The following is an 11,906-nucleotide window of genomic DNA, read 5'->3' on the forward strand; positions in this document are numbered from 1 at the left end:
CATGTGCTTTGCGCGGTGGGGGCTACGGTGGACAGTCGCCTTGAACCAATCCGTAACCCCCGTCGTCTCGAATAACACGTATGAACACCATTGCGCTCATCGGCTTGCTCGGCGGCCTGATCACCGGCATCTCGCCGTGCATCCTGCCGGTGCTTCCGGTGATCTTCCTGTCCAGCATGGACAGCGGGACCAAGGCCAGCAGCCGCGGTTTGAATTCGGCGATGCGGCCCTATCTGGTGATCGCGGGATTGGTGTGCAGCTTCAGCCTGGCCACCCTGATCGGGTCCGCGCTGCTGTCGGCGCTGCACCTGCCGCAGGACGCCATCCGGTGGACCGCCCTGGTGGTGCTGACCCTGATCGGCCTGGGATTGATCTTCCCGCCACTGCAACACTTGATCGAGCGGCCGTTCGCCCGCCTACCACAACGCCAAACAGGAAGCAGCACAGATGGTTTCGGCCTAGGGCTGACATTGGGTGCGTTGTATGTGCCGTGCGCGGGACCGGTGCTGGCCGCGATCGTGGTCGCCGGCGGCACCACGTCGCTGGGGCCCGCCACCTTCGTGCTGACCGCGACGTTCGCGCTCGGCAACGCGATACCCCTGTTGGCCTTCGCGCTGGCCGGACGCCAGGTCTCGCAACGCGTTGCGGCTTTCCGCCGTCGGCAGCGCCTCATTCAGGTCGCCGGTGGCGTCATGATGATCGTGCTCGCGGTGGGGCTGGTGTTCAACCTGCCCGCGATGCTGCAGCGCGCCGTGCCCGATTACACGACCGCGATGCAGAATCGTCTCGGCGCCAACGATATTCAACGGTCGCTGATCCCGAGCCGCCCGCCGGGGCCGACTACCGGCAGCGTGCTGCCGCTGAATCAGGGCAACTCGAGCAGCAGCGGGCTACCGACCAATTGCACAGACGGTGCCACCGAGCTGCAAGAGTGCGGGCAGGCGCCCGCCATCACCGGCATCACCGAATGGCTCAACACCCCCGACGGTAAGCCGCTCGACCCGGCCGTGTTGCGCGGCAAGGTGGTGCTGATCGACTTCTGGGCCTACTCCTGCATCAACTGCCAACGCGCCATCCCGCACGTCGTCGATTGGTACAACCGCTACCGCGACAGCGGATTGGTGGTGATCGGGGTGCACACGCCCGAGTACGCCTTCGAGCGCATCGCCGGCAACGTCGCCAGCGGTGCCGCCGGGTTGCACATCGACTACCCCATCGCGCTGGACAACGACTACGCGACCTGGAACGCCTTCAACAACATGTACTGGCCGGCCGAATACCTGATCGACGCGAACGGAACGCTGCGGCACACCAAGTTCGGCGAGGGCGACTACAACGACACCGAGAAACTGATCCGCCAGCTGCTGGTCGACGCCAATCCGAATGTCGCGCTGCCGGCGCCGGTCAACGGGGCCGACACCACCCCGAAGACCAGCCTCACCCCCGAGACGTACCTGGCGCCCGACAAGGCCACTACCTACGGCGGCGAGGGCGGCTACCAGGCGGGCACCAGCGGGTTCAACTTCCCGGCGCAGGTGGCAAACGACAAATTCGCCCTGCGCGGCCGATGGACCCTGGACGACCAGGGCATCACCGCCGAAAGCGACGACGCCGCGATCCGGCTGAACTACACGGCCAAGAACGTCTTCGTGGTCGTCGGCGGCACCGGAACCATCACGATGACCCGGGATGGGCAGACCACCACCACGCAGATCGGCGGCGTTCCGACCCTGCACGAGATCGTGTCCGACGGCGCCGCGCACCGCGATCAGCTCGACCTGCAAGTCAGCAAGGGCCTGCAGGTGTTTTCGTTCACCTTTGGCTAGACATCGGTAAGAGCACAGCAGCCCATCCGCCGGTTCGTCGGCTCCGAATAGGAGTTGTGGACTCGTCACACGCGCGGTCGGTCGCCGTCATCGGCAGCGGCGTGGCCGGCCTCACCGCCGCCTACGTCCTGTCCGGCCGTGACCGCGTCACGCTGTACGAAGCCGACGTGCGGCTCGGCGGCCACGCGCACACCCATTTCGTGGACGACGGCGGCGGGCCCGACAATCTCATGGGCGTCGACTCCGCGTTCCTGGTGCACAACGACCGGACCTATCCGACACTCTGCCGCCTGTTCAGCGAGCTCGGGGTGGCCACCCAGGAGTCCGAGATGTCGATGTCGGTGCGCGCCGACGAGATCGGGCTCGAATACGCCGGCGCGCTGGGCGCCAGTGGGTTGTTCGCGAGTAAGCAGTCGCTGCGGCCCCGGTACCTGCTGATGCTCGGCGAGATCGTCCGGTTCCACCGCGCCGCCTCGCGGCTGCTGCGCGACGACGCCGCACAAGACAACCCGGAGACGCTGGAAACCTTCCTGAACCGGCACCGCTTTTCGTCGTATTTCATCGACTTTTTCATCACCCCCCTGGTGGCGGCGGTGTGGTCGTGCGCCAGCGACGACGCCCTGCGCTACCCGGCCCGCTATCTGTTCGTCTTCCTCGACCACCACGGCATGCTGTCGGTTTTCGGCTCCCCCACCTGGCGCACGGTGACCGGTGGGTCGGCGCATTACGTCGCGGCCGTCGCCGCCCGGCTCGCCGAAGTGTCGACCGGGACGCCGGTGAACTCGCTGCGCCGGGTACCCGACGGCGTGTGGGTGCAGGCGGGCGACAACACGCCGCGGCTGTTCGACGCGGCGGTCGTCGCCGTGCATCCCGACCAGGCGCTGCTGCTGCTCGACGATCCGAACCCATGGGAGCGTGCGGTGCTGGGTGCGATTCCGTACTCGACCAACCAGGCCCAGCTGCACACCGACGAATCGGTGCTCCCCCGGCATCGCCGGGCGCGCGCGTCATGGAATTACCTGGTTACCCCCGGGAAGGACCACGTCTTGGTCAGCTATGACGTCAGCAGACTGATGCGGCTGGACGGCTATACCCGGTACCTGGTGACCCTGGGTGGCCACGACCGCGTCGACCCGGCGTCGGTGATCGCCGAGATGACCTACAGCCATCCGCTGTACACGACGGAATCCGTTGCAGCACAAGCATTATTGCCGACGCTGGACAACGACCGGGTGGTCTTCGCGGGCGCCTACCACGGCTGGGGTTTCCACGAGGATGGTGCCGCCTCGGGCCTGGCGGCGGCGCGGCGCCTCGGTGCCGACTGGCCGACGGCGGCCCGTTGCGAGGCGGTGGCACGATGCTGACGCCGGCGATCTACCGCACCACGATCAGCCATTCACGACAGGCCCCGGTGCATCATGCGTTCGAATACCGAAGCTACAGCTGGTATGTCGACGTCGACGAGCTGCCGCGGCTGCCCTGGTGGCTGCGACCGTTCGCCCGGTTCCGCGCCTCGGATCACTTCGACAATCAGCAGCAGGGCTCGTTGCGCGACCGGCTCGGCGCCTTCTTCGCCGACCGCGGTCTGGCCGCTCCCGAGGGCCGCGTCACCGCCCTGCTGCAAGCGCGCGTGTTCGGCTATGTCTTCAATCCGCTCAGCGTCTTTTGGTGCCACGACCGCGACGGCCGGCTGCGCCATGTGATCGCCGAGGTGCACAACACCTACGGCGGGCGCCACGCCTACCTGTTACCCCCGGCCGACCTGCCGGTGGTCACCGAGAAGAAGTTCTGTGTCTCGCCGTTCAATGCGGTGGACGGCTACTACCTGGTGCGGGCGCCACGGCCGGACAGCGAAGTCGACATCACCATCGAGCTGCGCCGCGACCGTCAGCCCGAGTTCGTGGCCAACATGCGCGGACAACGGCGGCCCGCAACCGCCGGGCAGGTCGCGCTCATGCAAATCGTCTCGCCGCTGGCGCCGCTGGTGGTGGCTGCACGTATCCGAATTCAGGGGATCAAACTGTGGTTACGTCGAGTTCCGGTGGTACCGCGATGACCGTGCGGACCATTCAAAAGCACTCGGCAGCAATCGATTCCAACCGCTGGCCGGCGATCGCGAAGGTGCCGTCCGGGCCGGTGAGCGCGATCGGGGCCGTCGCCGCCGACCGGCTGCTGCGGCGCGCGGCCGCTCGCCTCCCGCTACGGGTGGCCTACCCCGACGGCACGGTGGTCGGTGCGGCCGACCCGACGGCACCGACCTTGGTCGTCCACCAACCGGAGGCGATGGCGCGCCGGATCGGGCGCCACGGCCTGATCGGCTTCGGCGAGTCCTACATGGCGGGTGAATGGTCGTCGGATGACCTGCCCGGGGTGTTGACGGTTTTCGCCGGCTCGGTGGGCGATCTGGTGCCGCGCCCGTTGCACTGGCTGCGCCCGATCGCGCCGGCCTTCCGCCCGCGATGGTGGGACGCCAGCCGAGATCGCGCCCGCCGCAACATCTCCGAGCACTACGACCTGTCCAACGATATGTTCGCCGAATTCCTCGACGAGACCATGACGTACTCCTGCGCGCTGTTCGACCGGCTGCCCGCGTCGGCGCCGGACCTGCCCGCCGCCCAGGAGCGCAAGATCGATCGGCTGCTCGACATCGCCGCAGTCCACCAGGGCAGCCGGGTGCTCGAGATCGGCACCGGGTGGGGAGAGCTGTGCATCCGCGCGGCCGGTCGCGGGGCACAGGTCCGCTCGGTCACCCTGTCGGTCGAGCAGCAGCAGCTGGCGCGGCTTCGGGTTGCCGCGGCGGGGCTGTCCGACAGGGTGAGGATCGACCTCTGCGACTACCGCGACGTCGACGGCTGTTATGACGCGGTGGTGTCGGTCGAGATGATCGAGGCGGTGGGATTCCATGCGTGGCAACGGTATTTCGCCACGCTCGAACGGCTGGTGCGTCCGGGCGGGCGGGTGGCGATCCAGGCCATCACGATGCCGCACACCCGGATGATGGCCAGCCGCAACACGCACACCTGGATCCAGAAGTACATCTTCCCGGGCGGACTGCTGCCGTCCACCCAGGCCATCTCCGCAATCACCGAGCGCCGCACCGGATTACGCACGGTCGACATGACCTCGCTGCGCCCGCACTACGCCGAGACGCTGCGGCTCTGGCGGGAGCGCTTCCTGCAGCGGCGAGACCGGTTGGCGCACTTGGACTTCGATGATGTTTTCCAGCGGATGTGGGAGCTGTACCTGGCGTATTCTGAGGCCGGCTTCCGGTCGGGATACTTGAACGTCTACCAGTGGACGTTCGCGCGCGAGGGGTGCTGATGAACAACGTGGGCTGTGTGCAGAACCTGGCCGAGGTGGCCGCCGCATCGGTTCTGCTTCTCGCCGTGGTGCATTCGGTCACGTTCGCCATCGGCAGGCGCATCGGCCGCTACAACGTCGTCGACGTGGCCTGGGGCATCGGCTTCGTCGCGATCGCCGCCGTCGCGGCAGTGTTCGGTCAGGGCGACCCGATCCGGCGCTGGCTGCTGCTGGCGTTGGTGACGATCTGGGGCGTGCGGCTGAGCTGGCACATCCACCGCAAGACCGCCGGCCGGGGAGAGGATCGGCGCTATGCCGCGATGCTGCGTAACGCCACGACCTTGCAAGTGGTGCGCAAAGTCTTTCTGCTACAGGCGCTGATCACCTGGTTCGTCTCCTCCCCGCTGCAACTGTCGGCGGTGACCGGGCCCACCCCGAAACCGCTGACCGCGGTCCTGGCGCTCGGCGTGGCGGTGTGGCTGGTCGGCGTCACCTTCGAAGCGGTGGGCGACCGGCAGCTGCGGGTGTTCAAGTCCGACCCGGCGAATCGCGGCGTGGTGATGGACCGCGGCCTGTGGGCGTGGACGCGTCACCCCAACTACTTCGGCGATGCCACCGTGTGGTGGGGGCTGTGGCTGGTCACCATCACCGGTTGGTGGTCGTTGGCCACGGTGGGCTCGCCAGTGCTGATGACGTACTTCCTGGTGTACGTGACCGGCGCCCGGCTGACCGAGAAATTGATGGCCGGCCGGCCGGGCTTCGCGGAATATCAGCAAAGAACCGCGTGTTTTGTTCCTCGACCACCGCGACCGGGACGGAGCTGACCGTCGTCGAGCGGCCTGGTGGGGAGGGATAGGCTACCCGACAATGACCGGATTGCCGCGGCTGAGCAGCGACCTGGATGAGTTGCTGCGTGAAGTCGCGCGCGGAGACGCCCAGGCTTTCGCCGCCGTCTACGACCTGACCAAGAGCCGGGTGTTCGGGCTGGTGATCCGGGTGCTGCGCGATGCCGGTTACAGCGAGGAAACCACCCAGGAGATCTATCTCGAGGTGTGGCGGTCGGCGGCGGACTACGACCCGGCCCGAGGTTCCGCACTGTCCTGGCTGCTGACCATGGCACACCGGCGGGCCATCGACCGGGTGCGCTCGGAGGAGGCCGGTAGTCGCCGGGAATCGCGCTACGGCGCTGCCAACGTCGACACCGACCATGACGTGGTCGCCGACTCGGCGATCGCCGGTGACGAGCAGCGCCGGGTCGCCGACTGCCTGGGCTCGCTGACCGACGCGCAGCGGCAGTGCATCGAGCTCGCCTACTACGGCGGGCTGACATATTCCGAGGTGTCGCAGCGGCTGGCCGCCAACCTGTCGACGATCAAATCGCGCATTCGCGACGCACTGCGCGGGCTGCGTAACTGCTTGGACGTGCCGTGACCGAACCCACCGACTTCGAGCTGCTCGAGCTGGCCGCACCGTATGCCCTGCATGCGGTGTCCGACGCGGAGCGCGCCGACATCGACCGGCAGATCGCGACCGCGCCGGCGTCGGTCGTGTCGGCCTTCGCCGAGGAAGTCCGCGCCGTGCGTGAGACGATGGCCGTCGTCTCGGCCTCGACCGTCGTCGAACCGCCGGCGCATCTGCGGGCCGCCGTGCTGGCCCTGGCCACGCCCAGTCGCCAGAAGCGCGAAAATCGTTGGCGTACAACCGCATTGATATCGGTCGCGGCGGCGATCGTGGCGGGCCTGACGGCGTTCGGCGTGCAGTCCCTGTTGCGCCCGGCGCCGACGCAGTCGGTGGCCGCACAGATCCTGGCGGCCCCGGACGTGCGGACGGTTTCGCGTCCGCTCGCCAATGGGACGGCCACGGTGGTGTTCTCCCGCGATCGCGGCGCCGGGGTGCTGGTGATGAACAACGTGCCGCCGCCGTCCCCGGGCACCGTCTATCAGATGTGGTTGATCAATGCCAACGGCCCGACATCGGCCGGCACGATGAGCACCGCGGCCGTCTCGCCTTCGACGACGGCGACGCTGCCCAACCTCGGAAAGTCGACGGCCCTGGCCTTCACCGTCGAACCCGGCGAAGGTTCACCGCAGCCGACATCCCCGATCTTGGCGACGCTGCCGCTGAGCTAAGCCTTCTTCTTGAAGAGGCCACCCAGCACCGCGACGATCACCCCGAAAACCACCAGCCCCGCGCCGGCGGCCAAAGTCAGGTTCAGCCAGTCCCGCATGCCGGCTTCGGCGCTGCGCACCATGACGTCGGCGATCTGGCGGACGTCGCCCGTGGTGCGGTTCAGCGCGTCGTCGACGTGGCGGGCGCCCACCTCGATGCCGACCCACCCGGCCGCGCCGACGAGCAGCGCCGAGACGCCCAGGGCCGTCAACGCCTTGCCGCGGCGCCGCGCGACGAGCAGCATCAGCAGCGCCCACACCCCGCACAGCGCCACCGCGCCCAGGCTGGCCCACCTGCCCCAGGCGGCGACCCGGCTCAGGGCGCCCTGCTGCAGCGAGTGCGGCACCGACGTGGTCAGCGGAACGGTCAGCGTGGCGGGCACCTGCACGTTGTGTTCGCTCAAGATCTGCTGAAACGCACTGTCGTTGAGCATCGGGGCCACGTCGATCGCCCAGAAATCTCCGGATCCCGCATCGGCGAACAGCCAGCGGTGCGCTGCCCGGTTGGCCGTCGCGAACATCGGCGGGAATGACGGGCCGGCCGTGTAGGCGGCGGCCGCGTCGTGCACTTGCGCGCCGTCGACCGGATAGCGGCCACCGCCGTGCGCGGCGATCAACGTCATCGTGCGGTTGGTGAGTTCGCCGGCCATCGCGGACTGCAGGGCGGGGTCGCCCGCCGCCCGCTGAGCCAACGCGGCATAGCCGTTCTCGTCGACGAGATTGAGCTGCACCCATGCCGCGGGGACCGCCACCGCCAGCGCGACCGTGGTGGCGAGCCACAGCAGCAGCGTCGCGAGGAATCGCACGCCCGCAAATCTACGGGGCGATCCCCCGGACGTACGCGGCTTGCCCGAGGTGCTGGGCACAGTCGTCGATGATGCTCACCAACCGGGCGCTGGCCGTCACCGGCGGGTCCCAGTTGGTGTCGACGACGCGGGCCAGCTCGTCGGCGGTGACGCCGGCGATGTACTCGCACGAGAGCTTGTGCACCGCGTGGTAGTAGCCGGACAGCAGGTCGGCCGGGGCGCGTACCTTCGCCACGTCCGCGGCGCTGTGGCCGTAGCCGGTGTCACGGCGCGGCAGGTCGAGCGCAAAGCGGTCCACCCAGCCGTCACGGGTCCAGACCTCCTCGACACCGGCCACGTGGGCCAGCTGGATGTCCTGCACCCGGGCGCTGTGCCAGATCAGCCAAGCGATGGTGTTGGCGTCCGGGGCCGGTCGATAGTTGGACAGTTCGTCCGTCAGTCCATCGGTGAGCTCGTCGACGTGTTCGATCAACCGGGTGAACGCGTCGCGGAGTAGTTCGCGGGCGGCGGCGTCGGTATCTGGCATAGCACCGACACTACGAGCCGGCCGGGTGCCGATCGCAAGCGCGGCGAAGCCGGGCGAGGCGAGCCGCCACTATCAGGCAGAAGCGCCGTGATAGACCGCTTCGACGCCAGCACGGTGACGTAGAACGCCTGGGATTCTGGGTAGTCAACGCAGTCAATACCGATGTGGTCGATCACGAATTGATCGTGGCAGGACTTCCGGCACGGTCGTAGATTGATTAGGTGATCTACGACCTCCTCATTCGCAATGGCACCATCGTCGACGGGCTGGGGGGTGAGCCGTACATCGGCGACGTCGCGGTAGCGAACGGCGTCATCGAAAAGGTGGGAGCGGTCGGATCCGCGAACGGGGACGGCGCCCGCCGCGAGATCGACGCCACCGGGCTGCTGGTGACGCCCGGCTTCGTCGACCTGCACACCCACTACGACGGCCAGTCCATCTGGTCGGAGCGGCTGACCCCGTCGTCGGCGCACGGGGTGACCACGGTGGTGATGGGTAACTGCGGCGTCGGGTTCGCGCCATGCCGTCAGGAAGACCACGACGTGCTCGTCGACGTGATGGCCGGGGTCGAAGACATCCCCGGCGTTGTGATGACCGACGGCCTGCCGTGGAGCTGGGAAACCTTCCCCGAGTACCTCGACGCACTGGAAGCCGGCAAGCGTGACATCGACGTGGCCGCCTACCTGCCGCACTCGCCGCTGCGGGTCTACGTGATGGGCCGGCGCGGCGCCGACCGCGAAGCGGCCACCGCCGACGACCTGGCGAAGATGCGCGCGCTGGCCAAGGAGGCCATGGAGGTCGGGGCGCTGGGCTTCGCGTCGTCGCGGTTGACCATCCACAAGACCGAAAGCGGTTCGCCCATACCAAGTTACGACGCCGCCCGCGAGGAGATCGAGGAGATCGCCAAGGGCGTCGTCGACGGCGGCGGCGGGCTGCTGCAGTTCGTGCCCGACATTCCGGCCGGCGGCTACCAGCCGGTGCTGCAGACGGTGTTCGACGTCGCCGAGGAGGTCGGGCTCCCGGTGACGTTCACGCTCGTCGTCGCCAACGCCGGCGACCCGACGTGGCCCGATGCGATCAACATGGTCGAGAAGGCCAACGCCGCGGGCGGCGATATCACCGCGCAGCTGCTGCCGCGCCCGATCGGGTTGATCATCGGTCTGCAGCTCACCGCCAACCCGTTCGTGCTCTACCCCAGCTACCAGGAGATCGCGCATCTGCCGCTGCCCGAGCGGGTCGCCGAGATGCGCAAGCCCGAGGTCCGCGCCCGCATCCTGGCCGACAAGCCCGGCGAGGGACACCCGATCCTCTACGTCGCGCAGATGTGGGACTGGATCTTCCCGCTGGGCGAAAACCCCAACTACGAGCCGGACCCTAAGGACAGCATCGGGGCCCGGGCCCGGGCCCGCGGGGTCAACCCGATGGAAGAGGCCTACGACCGGCTGCTCGACGACGACGGCCGCGCCATGCTGCTGGTCGCGACCAGCAATATGGAGCGCAACTCGCTGAACACCGTCGGCGAGCTGCTGCACCGCGACGACGTGGTGCTCGGCCTCGGCGACGGCGGCGCCCACTACGGGATGATCTGCGACGCCAGCTATTCGACGTTCTTCCTGGCGCACTGGGCCCGAGACCGGGCGTCTGGAAAGTTCTCGGTGGCCGAGGCTGTGCGCGAACTCACCTCGGTTCCGGCCCGGGTCGCCGGGCTGGCCGACCGGGGCCGAATCGCGGTCGGATACAAGGCCGATCTCAACGTCATCGACCACCCCGCACTGCGCCTGCACAAGCCGGTGATCACCTACGACCTGCCCGCCGGCGGGCGTCGTCTGGACCAGACCGCGGATGGGTATGTGGCCACGATCGTGTCCGGTGAAGTGATCGCCGAGAACGGCAAACCCACCGAGGCGCGTCCCGGCAAGCTGGTCCGCGGACGCCAGACCGCGCCCGCACCCACGCCATAACGCCACGAACAAGGGCCTGTCCCGGTTAAGTTATTGCAGTGACGAGCCCGCATTACGCGTGGTTGCCGCCAGAGATCAATTCGGCCCTCCTTTACGCCGGTCCTGGATCGGCGCCGCTGCATGCTGCCGCGGAAGCCTGGGATGGGCTGGCCGAGAACCTGACCTCGTCCGCATCTTCGTTCTTCTCCGTGGCCTCGGATCTTGCCAACGGCTCGTGGCAGGGCCCCTCGGCGACGGCGATGCTGGCCGTCGCGACCCAATACGTGAGCTGGCTCAAAGCGGCGGCGGCCCAGGCCGAGGCGACCTCCAGCCAGGCCTCAGCCATCGCGGGCGCCTTCGAGACGGCGCTGTCGGCCACGGTGCAACCGGCGGTGGTCAACGCCAATCGCGCCCTGGTGCGGGCACTGGCGTCGCAGAACCATCTGGGGCAAAACGCCCCGACGATCATGGACATCGAGTCCGCCTACGAACAGATGTGGGCCACCGACGTGGCGGCGATGTCGGGGTATCACGCCGACGCATCGGCAGCCGCCGAGCAGATGGCGCCCTGGCAAAACGTCATGCAAAACCTCGGGGTGCAATTCAACAACGGCGACCTGATTTTCGGGCCCCACTCGGGCACCGGGAGCCTGGCAAACCACATCAACGCGCTGGCCAGCCTCGATCACACCGGCGGTCATGTCGGATCCTGGCTGACCGACACCCCCGGCACCGGCTTCGTGGATGCCGTCACGAGCGGGCCGAGCTCGGCGGACTTCAGCGCCAGCCTGCTCAACTCACCGACCGCCGGCACGGGTTTCAACCCGGGGACCGCGAACCTGGGCCTGCTCAGCAACCTCGGCTCGGGCGCCATCCCGACGGGTTTGACGGCGGACTGACGCCACCCCCGCGACGCCTATCCTCGACATCATGCGCACGAAGAAGAGGGTGGACCTGGAGAAGCTGGCCGCCGCCCTGCCCGACTACCCGTTCGCGTACCTGATCACCGTCGACGACGGATACCGCGTGCACACCGTGACGGTCGAACCGCGGCTGCGCGACGGCGCCGTCCTCGAGATCGGTCTCATCGGCGGACGCACCCGCGAAAACCTCACCCAGCGCGGCGATGTCACGCTGCTATGGCCGCCGCGCGAACCGGGCGGCTATTCGCTGATCGTCGACGGCCGCGCCGAAATCGCCGAGTCCGGCTCCGAGACGGTCCGGCTGGATGTGGTGCCCACGCGCGCCCTGCTGCACCGCGACGCCGACTCGGCCACCGCCGCCAAAGGCGAGCTGCACGACTGCGTGGTGTTCTCCCTGCCCGTCTGACGGCACGGAAC

At 68.3% G+C, this 11,906-nt stretch carries 12 protein-coding genes; 10 read left to right on the forward strand and 2 right to left on the reverse strand.

What is annotated here, in order from left to right:
• Positions 1-80: 80 nt before the first annotated feature.
• The 7 genes from G6N55_RS13865 to G6N55_RS13895 are packed head-to-tail and all read left to right on the forward strand — an operon-like array spanning position 81 to position 7,255.
• On the forward strand, positions 81-1,826 hold the full coding sequence (locus G6N55_RS13865; protein WP_085222746.1) for a cytochrome c biogenesis protein DipZ: 1,746 nt from the start codon (positions 81-83) through the stop codon (positions 1,824-1,826).
• Positions 1,827-1,882: 56 nt separating this feature from the next.
• Entirely contained in the window at positions 1,883-3,190 is a 1,308-nt protein-coding gene (locus tag G6N55_RS13870; RefSeq protein ID WP_085222745.1) for an NAD(P)/FAD-dependent oxidoreductase, read from the forward strand.
• Positions 3,184-3,882: a DUF1365 domain-containing protein gene (locus G6N55_RS13875; protein ID WP_085222744.1), complete on the forward strand. Its 699-nt coding sequence runs from the start codon at positions 3,184-3,186 to the stop codon at positions 3,880-3,882. The genes G6N55_RS13870 and G6N55_RS13875 overlap by 7 nt, the downstream gene beginning before the upstream one ends.
• Positions 3,879-5,147 (forward strand): class I SAM-dependent methyltransferase, encoded by a 1,269-nt coding sequence (locus tag G6N55_RS13880; protein WP_085222743.1) that lies wholly within the window; start codon positions 3,879-3,881, stop codon positions 5,145-5,147. Before G6N55_RS13875 ends, G6N55_RS13880 begins: the two co-directional genes overlap by 4 nt.
• Complete coding sequence (locus tag G6N55_RS13885) at positions 5,147-5,950, forward strand: DUF1295 domain-containing protein (protein ID WP_085222742.1); 804 nt, start codon at positions 5,147-5,149, stop codon at positions 5,948-5,950. Before G6N55_RS13880 ends, G6N55_RS13885 begins: the two co-directional genes overlap by 1 nt.
• A gap of 43 nt (positions 5,951-5,993) precedes the next feature.
• Positions 5,994-6,557, forward strand: coding sequence for a sigma-70 family RNA polymerase sigma factor (locus G6N55_RS13890; RefSeq protein ID WP_085222741.1), 564 nt, complete (start codon positions 5,994-5,996; stop codon positions 6,555-6,557).
• Positions 6,554-7,255: an anti-sigma factor gene (locus G6N55_RS13895; protein WP_085222740.1), complete on the forward strand. Its 702-nt coding sequence runs from the start codon at positions 6,554-6,556 to the stop codon at positions 7,253-7,255. The genes G6N55_RS13890 and G6N55_RS13895 overlap by 4 nt, the downstream gene beginning before the upstream one ends.
• Here the strand turns inward: G6N55_RS13895 and G6N55_RS13900 are convergent.
• Positions 7,252-8,100: a hypothetical protein gene (locus G6N55_RS13900; RefSeq protein WP_085222739.1), complete on the reverse strand. Its 849-nt coding sequence runs from the start codon at positions 8,098-8,100 to the stop codon at positions 7,252-7,254. The two genes, G6N55_RS13895 and G6N55_RS13900, sit on opposite strands and share 4 nt — an antisense overlap.
• Before the next feature lie 10 nt (positions 8,101-8,110).
• Positions 8,111-8,626, reverse strand: coding sequence for a mycothiol transferase (locus G6N55_RS13905; protein WP_085222738.1), 516 nt, complete (start codon positions 8,624-8,626; stop codon positions 8,111-8,113).
• Positions 8,627-8,847: 221 nt separating this feature from the next.
• Between G6N55_RS13905 and G6N55_RS13910 the strand changes: the two genes are divergently transcribed.
• Genes G6N55_RS13910 through G6N55_RS13920 form a run of 3 tightly spaced genes read left to right on the forward strand, consistent with a single transcriptional unit; the run spans position 8,848 to position 11,895 of the window.
• A complete protein-coding gene (locus G6N55_RS13910; protein WP_085222737.1) occupies positions 8,848-10,587 on the forward strand; it encodes an N-acyl-D-amino-acid deacylase family protein in 1,740 nt (579 codons plus the stop codon).
• Between the two features lie 38 nt (positions 10,588-10,625).
• Positions 10,626-11,465 carry a PPE family protein gene (locus G6N55_RS13915; RefSeq protein ID WP_085222736.1) on the forward strand — a complete coding sequence of 280 codons (840 nt, stop codon included), beginning with the start codon at positions 10,626-10,628 and terminating at the stop codon, positions 11,463-11,465.
• A 31-nt stretch (positions 11,466-11,496) separates the two neighbouring features.
• Complete coding sequence (locus G6N55_RS13920) at positions 11,497-11,895, forward strand: hypothetical protein (protein ID WP_085222735.1); 399 nt, start codon at positions 11,497-11,499, stop codon at positions 11,893-11,895.
• The last annotated feature ends 11 nt before the right edge of the window (positions 11,896-11,906 follow it).

The organism is Mycobacterium florentinum, from assembly GCF_010730355.1.
Classification (GTDB): domain Bacteria; phylum Actinomycetota; class Actinomycetes; order Mycobacteriales; family Mycobacteriaceae; genus Mycobacterium; species Mycobacterium florentinum.